This window comes from Acinetobacter sp. BZX-2 (genome assembly GCF_055179795.1).
The window spans coordinates 55,458-74,014 of the sequence record NZ_CM143686.1 but is presented as its reverse complement, the minus strand read 5'-3'; the positions used below and the strand labels follow the sequence as shown (position 1 = coordinate 74,014).

The following is an 18,557-nucleotide window of genomic DNA, read 5'->3' as shown; positions in this document are numbered from 1 at the left end:
TAGTATTATGCAATTACGTTTAGGTTTAACTCTTGCCCTTTCAGCTTTAAGTTTGGCGGGTTGTAGTTCACTTGGGATCAGCAATGGTTCTTTAGATTATAAAAATACGACCACAGTAGAGCCGCTTAATTATCCTGAAGGTACAATGGTTAGACCTGCTGCGCCTTTGTATCCAGCACCTATTGTTGACCCTCAAGCGATTCAACATGCGCCTAAGTTTGAAAATAAACGTGGTAATCGTTACGAAGTACCGCGTCCTGAAAGTGCTCAAGTGAATATCTCAACAGATGAAAGCTCAGCGCCGAACGAAAGTGTAGGTCGTCCGCAACTTTTAACTGATGGAAACGGCAATCCATTGATTAAAATTGATGGAAATTCTGCTACAATTTGGCAGTACGCACTTGCCACACTGAGCAGTTTAAATATTAAAGCCAATAGTCAAAGTAAAAGTGGTTTTGAAACAACTTTGAAGGTCGACAATCAAACTTATATTTTAAAACTCAACTCAGTAGGATCAAGCAACACGCTTGCTCTGCTCAATGCTGACAATAGTTTTGCAGACAAAGAAAAAGCTGCAGAATTGTTATCCCAGATTTACCAAAACTGGCCAGCCTAGTCGTTCTAGGCAATTTTTACTTGCAAAAGGTTCCCCCATGTTAAAACAAACCTTGCTCTATACTGGTAAAGCGAAATCCGTTTATGAAACAGATAGCGCAGATCATCTAATTCTCGTTTTCCGTGATGATGCATCAGCATTTAATGGCGAAAAAATAGAGCAACTAGATCGCAAAGGTAAGGTGAATAACCGTTTTAATGCCTTTATCATGGAAAAATTGGCTGCTGCTGGTATTGAAACTCACTTTGAAGAATTGCTTTCACCGACTGAAGTTTTAGTTAAAAAACTAAAAATGATTCCTGTTGAATGTGTTATGCGTAACTACGCTGCAGGTTCATTATGCCGTCGTTTAGGTGTAGAAGAAGGTTTAGAACTTGTTCCACCAACTTTTGAATTGTTCTTCAAAGATGACGCTTTGGGCGATCCAATGGTCAACGAATCTCAAGCGATTGCCTTAGGTTGGGCGACTGCTGAACAATTAGTGCAAATGAAAGAATTGACTCAAAAAGTAAACGTTGTACTGAAGGATTTATTCTCTGAAGGCAATATGTTACTTGTTGATTTTAAACTTGAATTTGGTGTATTCCATGACCGTATTGTTCTTGGTGATGAATTCTCTCCAGACGGTTGCCGTTTATGGGACAAAGACACTAAGAAAAAACTCGACAAAGACCGTTTCCGTCAAGGTTTAGGTGGTGTTGTTGAAGCTTATGAAGAAGTGGCTACGCGTATTGGTGTAGACCTTTCTGATATCTAATTTTAGATAGCAAATTTTTAAAAAACCGAGCTGAATAGCTCGGTTTTTTTATTTTCAAATCAAGGTATTCGCTTTTTACAAAATGAGTTCTTTACGCTTTATATTTGAATACAGTCTAGCAAATCAAAGTGAACCATTATTTTACGACTATTTTCATTGGTGCTGAAAATATCTGGTAAAAATTTTGTGGATCAATCTGATATTTATAACCTGCTAAAACATAAGCTGTGCCTTTTTCAAAAAAATGCAATTGACCATTTTTAAACTCATACTTTGGTGAGCCTGATAAAACTAGAAAATCACGAATTTCTTGGCGAGATTGAGTTTGATCTTGTTGGGTTAATTGTGCCGTCACTTGTACTGGTTGATTCACTTGAATCTTGAGCGTTTGAGGTACTTGAACATCAACCACATAAGCTGAATAAAGCTGTGCAGAATTCGTTGTTATGCTATAACTACCTACAAGATATAATTTTTTAAATGTTTCATCATTCAATGCCCACGGCCAAAAACTAATACCGCGATGTTTTGTTATTTCTAACAACTCAATTAAATCAGCACGATAAGCGGGGTTATAGGATGAATGATACTTTTGCACATCTGCATTAATTTGCTTGGCATTCACCAAGTTATTGTGGTTTTTCGGCATTGTGCCTACCAATAATCCCCGTGGAATATGGGGCAAAAATGTTTGGGCACGAGCAACTTGATCGATGTTAAAAGAGGTCGTGACTACCTGATTTTCAACTTGGTACTTTTTAATTTCATCCTGCATCTTTGGTACCAACTGTGGATCAGCACTCTTCATTTCTATCATTAATACAAAATTCGGATTATTTTTAAACGTTGAAAAATATTCTGCAAGTGTCGGAATTTTATATCCTTTATGCTTTGATTTGAGTTGTTGAACTTGAGCAAGTGTCATCTCCTCAATTTTACCTGTTGACGTTGTAGTACGACCAACAGTTGCATCATGCATCACCACAAGTTGTTGATCTTTCGTTAGATAAATATCATTTTCAACAATATCTGCTCCTAAAGCTACAGCATGTTTCGCACTTTCTAAAGTATTTTCATCTTCAAGACTTGGCACACCACGATGTCCAATAATGAAGGGTTTACGCAATAAAGTATTTTTAGGAAATTGCTTTAAAACGCTGCTGAATAATGTACTTTGCGTTGTAATAACGCCATTGACACCCGCAGTTAAAATTTGCGCTACCTGTTGTGGTTGCGTCGCGGAAGTGTCCATCCAAACCGTCATTAAATGCTGTTGAATAAAGCGGATACTGTCTTTATTGGCCAAAGTCTGTGGTAAGACCACAACTCGGGCATAGGCCTGATTACTACGGCGTATAATTTCAGTAAGACTTTGACGGTTATCCTTTAATTTTTCAGCGCTTAAATCTAAAGCTGTCCGTACTGTAGGTATCATTTGATGTGCTGTTTTAAGCAAAGCATCGCTTTTCGACAATAAGGTGATATCGCTGATATCTTGAGTATTCGCCAATAATTTCAAAGCTTCTAGTGTTTTCGGCTCTTTAATTCCAAGTACGGGAATCGTATTACGCTGAGGCTGTGCTAAGTATTGCGTCAAAGTCCCTATATTTTGCCCATTTTGATTGAATAAATTGAGCTGAGCATCGAGTTGATAATACAACTGATTGGCCGAATTTAATGGTGAACTACTATTTTCAATCTTTTGGATAATCGTCGGTGCTAAAGCAACATTACTTTGAATTTCCTGAACTTGAGTGACTTTATTTTGCAGATTAGGCAAGGCTGCTAATTGTTCAGATACTTGAATATTTTTAACTTTTAAAATAACACCTGCTGCTGATAAACCGATACCACCTTTGGCTGAAAGCTGTTCCAACTCAACATCTTGCATCAGCTGGTCATTTAAATAATGCTGTACGCGTTGCCCTGACACTACGATACTGGCTTTATACCACTGATTCGGTCTGATATTTTCAGAAAATGCTTTGGTTTCAAACAGCTCCCATTGACCATTGGTTTGACGGCGACCAAACTCTGTGCCATTTTTCGCTGTTGTATCTGCGCGCAATGTAAACTGATAATAACGACTTGGAATCACACCTTGTGCCTCTGTCACATCATAAATCACACTACCCCAACGTGATTGGTTGACAGGTTGATCTAAACTCAATTCTAAATCAATTCGATAATTTTGCTGTTTTTCTAAATTCTGTGGTAACAAAATTGAAGTGGTCTGTATCGCATTTGCCCGACCATCAATATTCAAGACGCCATTTTCCACATAGACATTGCCTGCATTATTTCCAGGGATACGCCAACCTTGAGGAATGCTTTTTTGCCGTGTGAAATCTTGTTGATAAAGCACTTTTAATTGAGACACTGAACCATTTTGAGTTTGTTGTTTGGTCGTAATTTTAGTGGAAATTTCTGCGTAACTTAGGGTTGGAAGAAGCGTAACGATCACGAGCGATAAAAAAGATAATTTCATAATCAATTCTGAATCATTGCAAATGTATTTTTCAATTGATGCATAACCTAGCCAAAGCTATGCATCAACCTCACTTTATTGTTGTTGCTGCTCTTGTTGCCAACGACGTTGCTGTAAACGTTCCCCCTCAACTTCACGCTTATTACGTGCAGACTCGTATAATTTCGTGCCTTTAAGTTCAGGTGGTAAATATTCTTGAAGTACAAAATGCTCAGGGTAATTATGCGGATAGAGATAATCTACGCCGTAACCTTGTTCTTTCATCAGCTTGGTTGGTGCATTGCGTAAATGTAACGGTACTGGCAGATTTGCCGTTCTTTCAGCCAGTTCTAATGCTTTATTAATCGCCAAATAAGTGCTGTTACTTTTAGCACTGGTTGCGAGATAGACTGCACACTGCCCAAGAATAATTCGACATTCAGGCATACCAATCGCTTGTACCGAACGGAAACATTCACCTGCGAGAAGCAAAGCATTTGGGTTTGAATTTCCAATATCTTCTGACGCTGCAATCAACATACGGCGGGCGATAAAGACAGGATCTTCACCGCCTTTTAACATCCGCGCCATCCAATATAAAGTCGCGTCAGGATCACTTCCACGGATTGATTTGATAAAAGCAGAAACAAGATCGTAATGTTGCTCGCCCGATTTGTCATAACGCGCAATATTCTGCTGTGCAACTTTAACCACAATCGCATTGGTGACAATATTTTCAACATCTGCTTCAAAAGTACTGGCAATTAAATCAATTAAATTTAACGCTTTACGTGCATCACCAGCGGCAAACTGCACCAATGCATCAAACTCTTCAATTTGAATATAACGGTCTTTTAAAAATTTATCTTGTTGAATTGCACGAAGTATTAAATCTTGAATGGCTTCATTGCTCAGTGCATGTAAGGTATAAACCTGACAACGTGACAATAATGCACTATTCACTTCAAAAGATGGGTTTTCTGTGGTCGCACCAATTAAGGTAATTTTGCCTTTTTCAACAGCATTTAATAAAGCGTCTTGCTGCGACTTATTAAAGCGATGAATTTCATCAATAAAAACTACAGGTGTTAGCAAATCACCACTTTCAGCAATGATTTCACGCAGCTCTTTAACACCGGTATTTAGCGCAGATAAACTCACAAAAGGACGATCTACCGCTTGTGCCAAAAGCAATGCGATTGTAGTTTTCCCAACTCCTGGCGGTCCCCAAAAAATAATTGAAGGTAAATGACCTTGATCGATCATTTGACGTAACGGTGCATTTTCACCAAGCAAGTGATCTTGTCCGATGATTTCTGACAAATCACGAGGGCGTAAACGTTCAGGTAAAGGAATATGCGTATCTGACATCATTATTGGCTTTATGCTGTTTTGTCCTAGTCTATTGTGTCTGACTCAAATCTACAATTTGAATCTGTAATCATGCGACATTCTATTGCGCAGTATTTGTTTGAAGTAACTGCTCTATGACACGGTAGCTTGCGGTGATTCGTGCAGCATTTGGGAAGTTTGTATTAGCGAGCATCACAATGCCAATTTTTTGTTGTGGAATAAAGGCTACATAAGCACCAAAACCATTGGTCGCACCCGTTTTATTAAACAACGTTGCGGCTGGCGCTATTTTAGGCTGCTCGATTGGCGTGACGAGATGACTTTCTAAAGCCATTTTACTGGAGTTTCCCTGCAATAAAGTCTCTAACTGAACAGGATAAGCGTATTGCTCCCAACCTAAACCTTGCATCATCACACCAACTTTAAAATATCCCACATGTGTACTTTCAATCGCTGTACGCATTGGTTGTTTTAATTTTTGTGAGTAAATTTGAGCATCTAAAAATTTCAGCATATCGGAACTGCTACTTTTTACCCCATACGCTTCAGCATCAAACATGCCTGCGGAAACACGGATCGCTTGGTCATTTTTATAACCCCATGCATATTGCGACATCTGCCGCTCAGGCACATGAATAGCACTCTGCGTCAGGCCAAGCTGTGGAAACAACGTTTTTTCAAGCAATTCTGCATATGGCTTTTTCATGGCGAGTGCCGTGACATAGCCCATCAAACCAATACTTGGGTTGGAATATTGGCGAGCAGTGCCAACTTTGGTTTTTGGCTGCCAAGTCTGGAAATATTCAATCATATCCTGTTGTTGGATAATCTCATCAGGAAATTGAAGTGGAAAACCACCTGCGGTATACGTACCTAAATTCAGGATTGTGGCTTTATTCACTGCGGTATTTTTTAATTTAGGGAAATACTTAGCAGGATGATCAGACAATGATAACTGCCCTTGCGCCTGCGCATAGGCTGCCAAAGTGGCATTAAAGGTCTTACTCACTGAACCAAGTTCAAATAAGATACTGTTACTGACTGCTTGCTGGCTTTGCTTTGATGCTCGCCCGTAATTGACAAAATAATGTTTGCCATTCAATGTAACTGCGACCGCTAGTCCAGGAATTTTATATTGCTCTAATAAAGGTTTAAATTGCTGATCTACAATGTCCTTGACTTGTTGCTCGCTGAGCGGCTGCGCCCAAACAGAAGAATGACAAGATAAAAGCCCTACAATTAAAAAAAGCTTTCTGGATGTGGTCATATGTATATTTCCCAAACTCATTTCACTCAAGCAACCTGAAAGCCTTCTACAACAAGGCTTATCTATCAATACTCCTAGTATGAACGTGAATAGAGAAATTACTGTGAAAGTATTGTTTTTATTGTTGAAAATGCTGATTCATAAAAAGAATTCAATATTATCTTACCCAACGCACAATATAATCTTCGATCTCTTCTTCATCGACATCTACTTCAGAAATACAACGCCCTGCCGCAGATTTTCGCGCTTGGATCACGCTGTCTCTCGAACCCGTGTTGAGATAATGCCAAGTCGGTAAAGACTTCCCCTCATTTAAACGACGGTATGCGCAACTTGATGGTAACCAATGGATATTTTGTAATTTCTCAAGCGTCAGCTGAATACAATCAGGCACGTGTGCTAAACGATTTGGATAGTCTGAACAACGTGCCGTTTTACAATCTAATAATTTGCATGACACTTTGGTATAAGCAACTTCATTGGTTTCGTCATCTTCCAATTTAACCAAGCAGCACAACCCGCAACCATCACACAATGCTTCCCATTCCGCTTGATTCATTTCATCAAGAGAATATTCTTTCCAAAATTGTGGACGTAAGTTTTGAGTCATACCATTCAAAATTGTTCATCAAAGATTTGAATGATTATAACAGTTTTAAGAACGTCCACCGTGACATCAGTAACCTAAAAACATAACAGATCAACTACATATCATTGATTTATTCACACTTAGGCCACATAACAACACATTTCCGCTCAAAAAATATGCATATACTGAAATTCGATAAAAACAATATGGAGATTAAATCATGTTTCGTTGGGCGATTATCTTTGCAGTGATTGCACTGGTTGCAAGTTTGTTTGGCTTCGGTGGCGTTGCAGGTATGTCTAAAGACTTTGCGGTGATCCTCTTAGTTGTTGCTGTGATTTTGGCAATTGTGGGCTTTATCTCCAGAGGGAAAGTTTAGTCAACTTAAACTCACATAATGTGCATTGAAACAACGATACTTAAAGAAGGATTTAGATCCTTCTTTTTGCTTTTTGGACATTCATAAATTCTCACATTTCAATCCTCATTTTTAAAAATTATTCATTTGAATCTGATCTATTTATGCTTTAATCAAGTTCATTCTCATTCATATAAGGATTGAACAGATGGTTGCTGCAATCAAAACGCGTGAAATAACCTATACTTCTGCTGATGGTTCAACACTGATTGGTTATTTTGCCGCACCTGAATCTGTAGAACCTGTTGCAGGCATCATCGTGGCACCTGAATGGTGGGGTCGTAATGAATATACGGAGCAACGTGCTCGTGAACTTGCTGAACACGGTTTCGCTGCTCTAGCGATTGATATGTATGGTGATAAAAAAGCAACCACTCAAGTACCTCAAGCCAGTGAATGGATGATGCAAACTTTTCAGGAAAATAGCATCGTTGCGCGTGCCAATGCAGGTTTAACAACGTTGGCAGCACAACCTGAAGTTGATGCGACTCGTCTTGCTGCAATCGGTTTCTGTTATGGTGGTAAAGTTATTTTGGATTTAGCACGTTCAGGTGCTGACTTAAAAGCTGCTGTGACTTTCCATGCGAATTTATCTGCTCAGCAAGTCGCTCAACAAGATACATTCAAAGCTGAAGTCTTGGTTCTGCATGGCGAACTCGACAGCATGGTATCTTTAGCAGATGTTGAATCATTTAAACAAGAAATGAGCAATGCCCATATAACAAATGAAGTGATTGTGCTAAAAGATGCTAAGCATGGCTTTAGTAACCCACTTGCGGACGAGCGTGCCAAAGCCAACAATGTAGATTTAGGCTATAACGCTGAAGCAGAGAAAAAAGGTTTAGCAGCAATGTATGGTTTATTAGATCGTGTACTCGCCTAATTGCATCATGCAATGACTGAGTCTATGGATTTAAATAATATTGAAAGAGGAATGTAAAATGACTGAAAAAAAATGCCCATATTGTGAATTTGACGAATTTGATATTATTGATAAAAATGATTTTGGTGCAATTTTACCTGAACCTAACCCGTTGTCTAAAGGGCATACCGTCATCATTCCTCTACGCCATGCCGATTCTTTTTTTGATTTAACTGAAAAAGAACGCAAAAGCCTGTCAACCTTGCTAGAACTTGCACGCAATGAGTTAAAAATTCGCCATCAACCAGAAGGTTTTCATATCGCATTTAATGATGGTCATGTATTTGGTGATGAACACGCTGAGCATTTCCACATGCACATTATTCCACGTTATAAAAATGAACCGCTTAAACTGGATAAACGTTGGGGTGTGATTAGCGAAGACTAAGCTATTCCTATACATCTATCTAAAAAGACGCTTCGGCGTCTTTTTTACTTTAAAATACACCCGAAAGCTCACTGCGATTCGCTATACTAAACACCCAGTTTTATACGCAGCAACTGTTAATCCATATGTCGCAATTTTCTTTTTCGGATGCTCTACTGACGTGGTTCGATCAACATGGCCGCCATGACTTACCTTGGCAGGTCGCAGATGATCCATATAAAGTATGGGTCTCTGAAATTATGTTGCAACAAACTCAGGTTAAAACGGTACTGCAATATTTTGACCGTTTTATGCAGCGCTTTCCTACCGTCCATGATTTAGGCAAAGCGTCATGGGATGATGTTGCACCCTATTGGGCGGGGCTGGGTTATTACGCACGCGCTCGTAACTTACATAAGGCAGCAACGATCGTCAGCCAACAAGGTCAATTCCCAAAAACTTTGGCAGAATGGATTGAACTTCCTGGTATAGGGTCTTCGACAGGTGGTGCGTTGATGTCGTTGGGTTTACGTCAATATGGTGTCATTATGGATGGCAATGTAAAGCGGGTTTTAGCACGATTTTTTGCCATAGAAGACGATCTGACTAAACCTATCCATGAACGGGCAATGTGGCAACTGGCTGAAAGTCTTTGCCCAGTCGAGCGAAATCATGACTATACTCAAGCCATTATGGACTTGGGAGCCACCATCTGTACGCCGAAAAAGCCGCTCTGCTTATACTGCCCAATGCAACAACATTGTCTGGCGCATCAACAAGGTTTAGAAACTGAACTCCCTTATAAAAAACCAAAAAAACCTGTTCCAGTAAAAACGGCGAAGGTTTTGTTACTACGTTCAAATACACGCTTATCAGATCCATCCGATGAACAATGGTTATGGCAACAACGTCCAAATAGTGGCTTATGGGGTGGTTTATGGAGCTTACCAATCATTGAAGATGATGCGGAATTTAGTCAACTTTGCCAAAGATTGAAACTGGTTTCCACTGCTGAGCCTGTTCAAATTTCACATAGTTTTACTCACTTTACGTGGATATTGAATGCGCACATTTTCCAAGTCGAAGCAGATCAAACAGAATATCTACAGGCTGAACTCGGTGGAGAATGGCTAACGCCACAAAAAGCTACACAAATGGGCATTCCAACAGCAATGAAAAAATTGATCTCTGCGGTAGAGATATGACATAGTCAAACTAGAATGGAAATGTCTAAAATTCCATTCATTCAAAGCGCAAAATTTATAAAACAAGGATTCACCGTGTCTCGTAGTATCCATTTCAGCTTGATTTGCTTATTTATATTTTTTTTAACGGCATGTACAACAACACCTAAAAAATCAACACCTTTACCGCAAAGAACCATTTTGCAGCTCAAGGCAATGCCCTTGCCTGACCAATTGCCTATTCCTGTAGATGGCGTAAAAGCCCAAAATTTAAAAGACACATGGGGTGCTTCGCGTAGCCAAGGACGTCCACATGAAGGCATAGACATCATGGCTTCACGAGGTACAAAAGTGTACAGTACCACTGAAGGTGTGATTGCCAGTTTAAAAAATAACAACTTGGGTGGTAAAGTGATTTGGCTGATTGGGCCAAGTGGTGCATATCACTATTATGCGCATTTGAATGATCATAAACGTGGTTTACAAGAAGGCGATTATGTGAAAAAAGGCCAGCTGATTGGCTATGTAGGTAACACAGGAAATGCACGCCACACTGCCCCACATTTGCACTATGGACTATACTTAAGTGGTAAAGGTCGTGGTGCAGTCAATCCATACCCATATTTACGATGAATTAAGTTAAATTTTAGGAATATTTCATGTCAGAAGCTTTGATCGAGCGTTTAGTTAAGTTTGCAGAATCAGGCAATCAGCAAAAAATTGTGCTCAATGGACAAACTCATCAAGGTTGGATCATGGAAATTACTGAAGATGCCCTCTTGATCAGTACAGGATTTGCAGATAAAACAGGAAAGGATTTTTGGATCAAATTTACAGATTTGCCTCAAGCCGAACTGTCCTATTGGGATACCCAAACAGATCAATGGACCCATTTTCAAATCTAATCAATGATTAAATAAAAAGGAGCATCATTCATGTCAAATAAACGCTGTGGTTGGTGCTCAGATGACCCGCTTTATATTGAATACCATGACCATGAATGGGGAAAGCCGAGCCGAGATGAAAAGCACTTATTTGAAATGCTGTGCTTAGAAGGTCAACAAGCAGGTCTCTCTTGGATTACTGTATTAAAAAAACGTGAAAGCTATCGAGCACACTTCTTTAATCATCCTATTCAAAGCATTGCAGCGTTGAGCGATGATGACTTAGCTGAAAAATGTAAAGATGCAGGTTTAATTCGACATATAGGAAAACTAACGGCAATTCGTGACAATGCCATCGCATGGCAAAATATGAAAACTCAAAACATCGACATGGCAAATTGGTTGTGGGATTTTGTCGACAAACAAGTACAAATCAATGATGTCCCTGATTATAAACAAGCACCTGCCCAAACTGAAATCAGTCAAAAACTTTCAAAAACATTGAAAAAGAATGGTTTTAAATTTGTTGGCCCAACCACGATTTACGCCTTTATGCAGGCGGTTGGTATGGTCAATGACCATGAAAATGATTGCTCATCTCGTTAAACTTTAAATTGGAAAAGAATAGGAAGGATTCAAATGTCTGAAAATACCATCCAAGCCTATGCTGCCTTAGAGGCAGGTGCAGAACTTGTACCCTATCAATTTGATGCAGGTGAATTACAAGCACATCAAGTCGAAGTCAAAGTCGAATATTGTGGGCTATGTCACTCTGATGTTTCTGTGATCAATAATGAATGGGGCAATGCGGTCTTTCCAGTCATTGGTGGACATGAAATTATTGGTACAATTACCCAGCTAGGTTCTGAAGCCAAAGGCTTAAAAGTCGGACAACGCGTAGGTATCGGTTGGACAGCTGAAAGTTGTCAATACTGCGACCCATGTATCAGTGGACAACAAGTGCTTTGTACGGGGCAAAAACAGGCGACCATCGTAGGACATGCAGGTGGCTTTGCAGATAAGGTTCGTGCAGGTTGGCAGTGGATTATCCCTCTTCCTGAAGATTTAGATCCAGAAAGTGCTGGCCCATTATTGTGTGGTGGCATAACCGTCTTTGACCCGATTTTAAAACATCAAATTCAAGCCGTTCACCATGTTGGTGTGATTGGTATTGGCGGTTTAGGTCACATGGCGATCAAATTGCTCAAAGCATGGGGCTGTGAAATCACTGCATTTACTTCGAGTCTCGATAAAACAGATGAGTTGAAAGCCATGGGGGCTGATCACGTGGTCAATAGCCGTGATGCCAATGCACTCAAAGCCCAACGTGGAAAGTTTGATTTACTCTTGTGTACCGTGAACGTCACTTTAGACTGGAAACTTTACCTCAATACCCTAGCACCAAATGGCTCAATCCATATGCTCGGCATGGTTATTGAACCGATGGCGATTCCAGCAGGGAATTTAATTAGTGGAGCAAAATCTGTCACAGGCTCTCCAACAGGTTCACCTTTTGCATTGCGTCAGCTTTTGCAATTTGCTGCACGTAAAAACATTGCCCCGCAAATTGAGCTTTATCCAATGTCGCAAATTAATGATGCTTTAGAACGTTTACATTCAGGCAAGGCCCGTTATCGAATTGTCTTGAAAGCAGATTTTTAATTTTATTGACTCAAATTGCTATTCACACTTTATGTTGTGAATAGCAAAAATTTAAACGATAACGAAGTTAATGTTATTCAAATGCCACCCCCATAAATCGTTTAAACCAATTAAAATAACAATTTTATTCAGTTTTTCAAATTTATAAATTCAGCCTATAGTCAGACCCAAGATAAATCATCACTTTGAGGAACTCTTCATGAAAGATCAAAAACGTAAAGTTGAAATGATTCGTTCCATTGAACAACTACAACTTTCAAATCAACTGATTCAAGCTTTGGATGATGCTCAACTTGCTGAAAACGTTGTTAAAGCGATCAATTGCTTAAAACATATGTCCAATCAATGGCACTAAACTTAAAGCAAAAATTAAAAATAAGTTGGATAATTGATCTGACTTATTTTTATAGTTTTTATAATTTCTTACATTTTTTTGAACTGAATCACAATTTTATAATTCAGCATCATGCCTTATCATATAAGTCTTTGGAATAGATCTTTATTCAAATAAAGAAATATGTTCTTATTATGTCTGTATTTTTAAATGAAAAACTGAACTTTCTTCACAGTTTCTCTGCAATTAAGCAGTACAGTAGTGGTGTGAAAAATCTACACATCGAAAAGCGAGGGCTCTTATGAAAAAGATTTTAGCGATCATCGCAATCTCTTTATCAACACTGATGACAACTCAGATCAGCAGTGCAGGCCCTCATTTTGACAATGGTCGTGGCTTCGACCGTAGTGACCGTGGTAATAAACATGATCGTGGTGATCGTGGACGTCAGTTCCGCGATAATGATGACGAAGACGACATTCAAGAACAGCGTCGTGAACGAGAAGAACGCGGTGTAAAACGCTTACAACAACATCGCTGGCAAACAGGTTATGTGATGCCACAGCACTATCGTGGCAATAGCTATAAAGTCGATTATAAAGACAGTAATCTTCCCAAACCTTCTCGTAATCAACAATGGTACAAAATCAACAACGACTATATCTTAGTCGATTCTGACAGTAATAATATTGTGAGCATTCGCGGAATGTAATCATTGATTGACCGAAATCGTAAAAGCTCAAACTTAGTTTGAGCTTTTTTTATTAGGCATGGTTTTTCATTGATCTTGAGAATTTTAAAGACCGTTACATTCCTTCATCAAGTCTTCATACATTTCACAATTCAACTAAATCCCCCTCACCGTTTATCTAAAATTGTTGAGTAAATTGATTTCATCAAAGGACAAAAGTTCAATTCAGGTGAATCAAATGAAAAAAGTATTAACAGCAATTACATTATCTTTAAGTGCTCTTGTTGCAACATCTGCAATGGCGCATGATGATCATCGAAATGACAATGAGCGCTACCAGCAAAATCATTGGGATCATAAACATGACAATCGTTGGAATAATAATGATCGTTATGACCACAACAACCGATATAGCTATCGAGTGAACCCAAGCCGTGAATGGCGTTCTGGACAATATTTACCGAACCAATTTAACTCGTCACGTTACCATGTCAATTATAAAAACTACCGCCAATTGCCAAAACCAGGTAGATATCAACAATGGTATAAAGTAAATGGTGACTATGTTTTGGTCAATGAACGTAATAACCGCATTATCCGTATTATTGGTTAAGTGTTGATTCATTGAATAGCGACAATTCTTGTATCAATCGATTTATCTTCAAAAACTCAAGCCCAATTTCGATTGGGCTTTTTACATACACATCTAAGTTAAAAATAAACCTTCATGATCTGAAGTTAAAACAATTTGTATTTTAACCTCCATCATTTCTCTATTATTTTCAATTAAATTGATCTTATCAAAACACAACAAGATAAAGTTTTAGGTGATGTGATGAAAAAAATATTTTCTGCACTTGCGGTTTCTATCAGTGTAATGATGGCTGCTTCGACAGCTATAGCTGCGCCTCAAGATCATGCAAATCATCATGACAAGGCGACGCCAACACAGCAACATAAAAACACTCAACAACACCCTGACAATCATGGTGCTGACGTTAAGCGTGTTGCAACTCAAAACAAACCGCATCATAACTGGAATACGGGCAATAAATTTCCAAATGAATATCGTGGTGCGGGCTATAAAGTGAATTATCAGCACAATAAAAAACTGAGTAAGCCAGGCAAAAACCAACAATGGTACAAAGCCGATAATCAATATGTACTGGTCGATACCACCACTTATGTCATTCTAAAAGTACTTGGTCTATAAGTGACTTTGCGATAACACAAACTGAAAATCGAATACCCTCTTTGCACTAGTTCTCCCACGTTCTAGTGCTTTTTTTATTTTTTCTATTCTTCATCCCTATTTTTTGTTTAAACTCTCTTTCATAAATCATCAATTTTGAGATTGGCATGCAAACTGACATTTTAGAAACTTCACAAAGCACAACTCAACAATATGTGCATTGGTTTCGTCATTCTGCACCTTATATCAATGCGCATCGTGGTAAAACATTTGTCCTCATGTTTGGTGGTGAAGCTGTACAGCATGAAAATTTTCAACATATTATCCATGACATTGCTTTATTGCATTCTTTGGGCATTCGCTTGATATTGGTTCACGGCGCTCGTCCACAAATTAATGAGAATTTAAAAGAAAAAGCTATTCAAAGCCCAATCCATATTAATCGTCGTGTCACAACTCGCGAGTCTTTGCCCTGTGTCATGAATGCTGTTGGTTCGATCCGTCTCCAAATCGAGGCACTGCTATCGATGGGATTGGCAAATTCACCGATGTTTGGTGCGCGTATAGATGTCGTATCGGGTAATTTTGTCACTGCAAAACCCTATGGCATTCGTGATGGTGTCGATTTTCAATTGACTGGAGAAGTTCGTACGATCGATACCGAAGCGATTCAACGACATTTAGACAGTCAAAATATTGTCTTGCTTGGGCCAACAGGTTATTCCACCACAGGCGAAGTATTTAACCTGCTTGCAGAAGAAGTTGCCACTAAAACAGCAATCCATATTCAAGCCGATAAACTGATTTTCTTGGGTAATCAGCAAGGTCTAATGGATGAATATGGTCAATTGTTACGCGAAATTACCCCATTGCAATTAGACCAACATATTGAAAAATACCAAGATTCAAATTTTGAAATTGCCTTACATTTACAAAATGCCAAAGAAGCCTCTTTAAAAGGCGTACATCGCGTACATTTGCTGTCTTATGCCTATGATGGTGCGTTGATCGAAGAATTGTTCACACGTGATGGGCATGGCACCATGATTACCGATGCACATTATGAAGATGTGCGTATGGCGAATATTGGCGATGTCGGTGGTCTCATTAACCTACTCCGTCCGCTCGAAGAAGATGGCATTCTGGTTTATCGTTCACGTGAACGTTTGGAGAATGAAATCGATCAATTCGCTGTGATTGAACGTGACGGAACGATTCTCGCTTGCGCTGCTTTATATCCAATTCCTGTCACGGGCAATGAGATTAAATCGGCAGAGATTGCTTGTGTCGCAGTACATCCAAGTTATCGTAAATCCAATCGTGGTAGTCAAATTCTGAATTTCTTAGAAGAGAAAGCGCAACAACTGGAGATTCAACAACTCTTTGTATTGACCACACGTACTGCGCATTGGTTCATAGAACATGGCTTTATTACGGCCAATGTGGATGATTTACCAGAAGCTCGCCAAGCTTTATATAATTATCAACGTAATTCAATGGTGTTTAAAAAACGGATTTAAACATCTGAAAACAACCGATGTGTTATCTTATTTTTTGCTAAGAATATTCGTTATCTCTATAGGAAAATAGAATTTATTCTTAGCAAAATCCTGTCTAAAATTATAAAGATTTAGAATAATAATTATTTAATATATGAATTTCAATGTGTTATGGTTTTTTAATTTCAGCGAGTCTATATTTTCTATTGCACAATTTTAAATAAGTTTCACAGTTTTAATTTTATCTTTTTTTTTCATTAACAATCATCTAAAACTTATTTTTTGGAAATTACAAAGCCCTCTAAGCTGATATTCATTCACTTTTCATTGTTTAAAGTTTAGGAGCAACATGACTCATGGCTAGTTTATTTCAACCTTCATGGAAAAAAGTCACCCTTCTCAGTGCTAGCCTTGCCACGATCATGTTGCTCTCTGGTTGCGCGAAACAACAAGAAGCCACGACTTTAAATATTGGCTATCAAAAATACGGCTTGCTGCCGATTATCAAAGAACGTGGTGATTTAGACAAAGCACTGAAACAAAAAGGCGTCAATATTAAATGGGTCGAATTTCCTGCTGGACCTCAATTGCTAGAAGGCTTAAATGTGGGAAGTGTATCGTTTGGTGAGGCAGGTGAAGCACCACCGATTTTTGCTCAAGCGGCCAATTCAAATTTGGTTTATATCGCCAACCAACCTGCTGCACCTAAAGCAGAAGCATTGATTGTTCCTAAAGATTCAGCAATTCAATCCGTACAAGATTTAAAAGGTAAACGTATCGTACTGAATAAAGGTTCGAATGTTCATTATCTTTTACTCAAAGTTTTAGAGGCGAATCATTTAAAACTTGAGGATATTCAAGTGGTGTATTTACCACCCGCCGATGCACGTGCAGCGTTTGAAAAGGGCGCAGTCGATGCATGGGTGATTTGGGATCCATTCTTTGCATCAGCAGAAAAACAGCTGGGTGCTAAAGTTTTAGCCACAGGTGAAAATCTTGTCAGTAATCATCAATTTTATTTAGCTGACCGTAAATTTGCAGAACAACATCCTGATCTTTTAAAAGCCGTGGTGAATGAATTAAATACTACGACACAATGGGTTTCCCAACACCAAGCAGATGCTGCAAAACTCTTAGAGAAACCAACAGGTTTACCTTTAGATGTCCTCAATACATCGATTTCACGCATGGGTTTTGGTGTTCAACCTATTTCCAATCAAGTTGCTAAAGAACAGCAATACGTTGCCGATGCGTTTTATCAACAAAAGTTAATTCCAAACAAAATCAATATTCAAGCAGCCATTTTGGCAAATTAAAAAGTACGTAAAACAACCCGATTAGATGAGGAAACAAAAATGACTCCAAACATTGCACAACACAAAACACTAACATGGTTCAACGCAAAGGGTCATGGCATGACCGCCATGTTTATCGCTTGTGCAATGTTAGGTTCTACAGCTGTTTGGGCGGTAGATCCGAGTGTAAAACAATTACGTATAGGTTTTCAAAAAAGCTCGATTAATTTTGCGATCGCCAAACAGCAAAAGCTGTATGAAAAAGAATTTCCAAATGCCAAGATTTCTTGGAATGAATTTCCAGCTGGCCCACAAATTTTAGAAGCGCTTGCTGTCGGTTCTGTGGATGTTGGCGTTACAGGTGATACACCGCCCGTTTATGCGCAAGCAGCCAATAAGCCGCTGTATTACATTGCTTACGAAGCAGCGAAACCATTGGCTTCAGCCATTCTCGTTCCTAAAAACTCGCAACTCACTCAATTGAGTCAACTCAAAGGTAAACGTATTGCCTTACAAAAAGGCTCAAGTGCGCATTATTTATTGGTGCAAGCCGTCCGTAAAGCAGGTTTGCAATGGTCTGATATTCAACCGATTTGGCTTACTCCTGCCGATGCGCGTGCTGCATTTCAAAAAGGTGCTGTAGATGCTTGGGCCATTTGGGATCCTTATTTTGCTTCGGCGCAAGTTGAAGATCAGGCTCGTGTTTTGGCCTCTGGTAAAGGTCTTAGTCCAAATTACACCTTCTATTTGGCTTCACCTGAATTTGTCAAACAGCACCCTCAAGCAGTGAAAAGTATTATTCAACAGCTGAATGTCGCCGATAAATGGGTACAAGCGCATCGACCTGAAACAGCGCAATCGATTGGGCAAAGTACAGGTTTAAAACCTCAGGTCAGCCAAGTTTTTATTGACCGTCGTCCAAGACCTTCTGGTGCAGCAGCCCTGACCGCAAAAGTCATCGCAGATCAACAACAACTGGCTGATCGTTTTAGTGAACTTAAAATCATTCCAAACAGCATCAACATTAAACAAGCCGTTTGGACAGGCAAATAATATTTAA

At 39.1% G+C, this 18,557-nt stretch carries 21 protein-coding genes; 17 read left to right on the top strand and 4 right to left on the bottom strand.

Annotated features, from left to right (window positions below):
- The first annotated feature begins 7 nt into the window (after positions 1-7).
- Together ACY45D_RS00345 and purC are read left to right on the top strand one after the other, a co-directional pair.
- Positions 8-616 carry a lipoprotein-34 precursor (NlpB) gene (locus ACY45D_RS00345; RefSeq protein ID WP_463107958.1) on the top strand — a complete coding sequence of 203 codons (609 nt, stop codon included), beginning with the start codon at positions 8-10 and terminating at the stop codon, positions 614-616.
- Between the two features lie 37 nt (positions 617-653).
- Positions 654-1,373: a phosphoribosylaminoimidazolesuccinocarboxamide synthase gene (purC, locus tag ACY45D_RS00340; protein WP_463107957.1), complete on the top strand. Its 720-nt coding sequence runs from the start codon at positions 654-656 to the stop codon at positions 1,371-1,373.
- Positions 1,374-1,509: 136 nt separating this feature from the next.
- Here purC and ACY45D_RS00335 read toward each other — a convergent pair whose 3' ends face one another.
- The 4 genes from ACY45D_RS00335 to ACY45D_RS00320 form a co-directional block, all read right to left on the bottom strand.
- Positions 1,510-3,861 carry a glycerophosphodiester phosphodiesterase family protein gene (locus tag ACY45D_RS00335; RefSeq protein WP_463107956.1) on the bottom strand — a complete coding sequence of 784 codons (2,352 nt, stop codon included), beginning with the start codon at positions 3,859-3,861 and terminating at the stop codon, positions 1,510-1,512.
- Positions 3,862-3,936: 75 nt separating this feature from the next.
- Positions 3,937-5,211, bottom strand: coding sequence for a replication-associated recombination protein A (locus ACY45D_RS00330; RefSeq protein ID WP_463109386.1), 1,275 nt, complete (start codon positions 5,209-5,211; stop codon positions 3,937-3,939).
- A gap of 82 nt (positions 5,212-5,293) precedes the next feature.
- Positions 5,294-6,481 (bottom strand): class C beta-lactamase, encoded by a 1,188-nt coding sequence (ampC, locus tag ACY45D_RS00325; protein ID WP_463107955.1) that lies wholly within the window; start codon positions 6,479-6,481, stop codon positions 5,294-5,296.
- Between the two features lie 136 nt (positions 6,482-6,617).
- Positions 6,618-7,070 carry a YcgN family cysteine cluster protein gene (locus ACY45D_RS00320; RefSeq protein WP_463107954.1) on the bottom strand — a complete coding sequence of 151 codons (453 nt, stop codon included), beginning with the start codon at positions 7,068-7,070 and terminating at the stop codon, positions 6,618-6,620.
- 199 nt (positions 7,071-7,269) lie between these two features.
- Between ACY45D_RS00320 and ACY45D_RS00315 the strand changes: the two genes are divergently transcribed.
- The 15 genes from ACY45D_RS00315 (at position 7,270) to ACY45D_RS00245 (ending at position 18,550) form a co-directional block, all read left to right on the top strand.
- Entirely contained in the window at positions 7,270-7,428 is a 159-nt protein-coding gene (locus tag ACY45D_RS00315) for a DUF1328 domain-containing protein (protein ID WP_004825834.1), read from the top strand.
- A 187-nt stretch (positions 7,429-7,615) separates the two neighbouring features.
- Positions 7,616-8,350 carry a dienelactone hydrolase family protein gene (locus ACY45D_RS00310; RefSeq protein WP_463107953.1) on the top strand — a complete coding sequence of 245 codons (735 nt, stop codon included), beginning with the start codon at positions 7,616-7,618 and terminating at the stop codon, positions 8,348-8,350.
- Between the two features lie 58 nt (positions 8,351-8,408).
- Positions 8,409-8,777: an HIT family protein gene (locus ACY45D_RS00305; protein WP_463107952.1), complete on the top strand. Its 369-nt coding sequence runs from the start codon at positions 8,409-8,411 to the stop codon at positions 8,775-8,777.
- A gap of 125 nt (positions 8,778-8,902) precedes the next feature.
- On the top strand, positions 8,903-9,961 hold the full coding sequence (gene mutY, locus ACY45D_RS00300; RefSeq protein WP_463107951.1) for an A/G-specific adenine glycosylase: 1,059 nt from the start codon (positions 8,903-8,905) through the stop codon (positions 9,959-9,961).
- 75 nt (positions 9,962-10,036) lie between these two features.
- A complete protein-coding gene (locus ACY45D_RS00295) occupies positions 10,037-10,573 on the top strand; it encodes a M23 family metallopeptidase (protein WP_463107950.1) in 537 nt (178 codons plus the stop codon).
- A gap of 26 nt (positions 10,574-10,599) precedes the next feature.
- Positions 10,600-10,845, top strand: a complete 246-nt coding sequence (locus ACY45D_RS00290; RefSeq protein ID WP_463107949.1) for a hypothetical protein — start codon at positions 10,600-10,602, stop codon at positions 10,843-10,845.
- Positions 10,846-10,875: 30 nt separating this feature from the next.
- Positions 10,876-11,430: a DNA-3-methyladenine glycosylase I gene (locus ACY45D_RS00285; RefSeq protein ID WP_463107948.1), complete on the top strand. Its 555-nt coding sequence runs from the start codon at positions 10,876-10,878 to the stop codon at positions 11,428-11,430.
- A 33-nt stretch (positions 11,431-11,463) separates the two neighbouring features.
- A complete protein-coding gene (ahr, locus tag ACY45D_RS00280) occupies positions 11,464-12,486 on the top strand; it encodes an NADPH-dependent aldehyde reductase Ahr (protein ID WP_463107947.1) in 1,023 nt (340 codons plus the stop codon).
- Between the two features lie 199 nt (positions 12,487-12,685).
- Complete coding sequence (locus ACY45D_RS00275; RefSeq protein ID WP_167374972.1) at positions 12,686-12,841, top strand: hypothetical protein; 156 nt, start codon at positions 12,686-12,688, stop codon at positions 12,839-12,841.
- A 280-nt stretch (positions 12,842-13,121) separates the two neighbouring features.
- Entirely contained in the window at positions 13,122-13,532 is a 411-nt protein-coding gene (locus ACY45D_RS00270; RefSeq protein WP_463107946.1) for an RcnB family protein, read from the top strand.
- 217 nt (positions 13,533-13,749) lie between these two features.
- Positions 13,750-14,124: an RcnB family protein gene (locus tag ACY45D_RS00265; protein WP_463107945.1), complete on the top strand. Its 375-nt coding sequence runs from the start codon at positions 13,750-13,752 to the stop codon at positions 14,122-14,124.
- A gap of 222 nt (positions 14,125-14,346) precedes the next feature.
- The gene (locus tag ACY45D_RS00260) at positions 14,347-14,724 is read left to right on the top strand and encodes an RcnB family protein (protein WP_463107944.1); all 378 of its coding nucleotides are present in this window, start codon (positions 14,347-14,349) and stop codon (positions 14,722-14,724) included.
- Positions 14,725-14,870: 146 nt separating this feature from the next.
- Complete coding sequence (gene argA / locus ACY45D_RS00255; protein WP_463107943.1) at positions 14,871-16,223, top strand: amino-acid N-acetyltransferase; 1,353 nt, start codon at positions 14,871-14,873, stop codon at positions 16,221-16,223.
- 335 nt (positions 16,224-16,558) lie between these two features.
- Positions 16,559-17,518, top strand: a complete 960-nt coding sequence (locus tag ACY45D_RS00250; RefSeq protein ID WP_463107942.1) for a sulfonate ABC transporter substrate-binding protein — start codon at positions 16,559-16,561, stop codon at positions 17,516-17,518.
- A gap of 99 nt (positions 17,519-17,617) precedes the next feature.
- Complete coding sequence (locus tag ACY45D_RS00245; RefSeq protein WP_463109385.1) at positions 17,618-18,550, top strand: sulfonate ABC transporter substrate-binding protein; 933 nt, start codon at positions 17,618-17,620, stop codon at positions 18,548-18,550.
- The last annotated feature ends 7 nt before the right edge of the window (positions 18,551-18,557 follow it).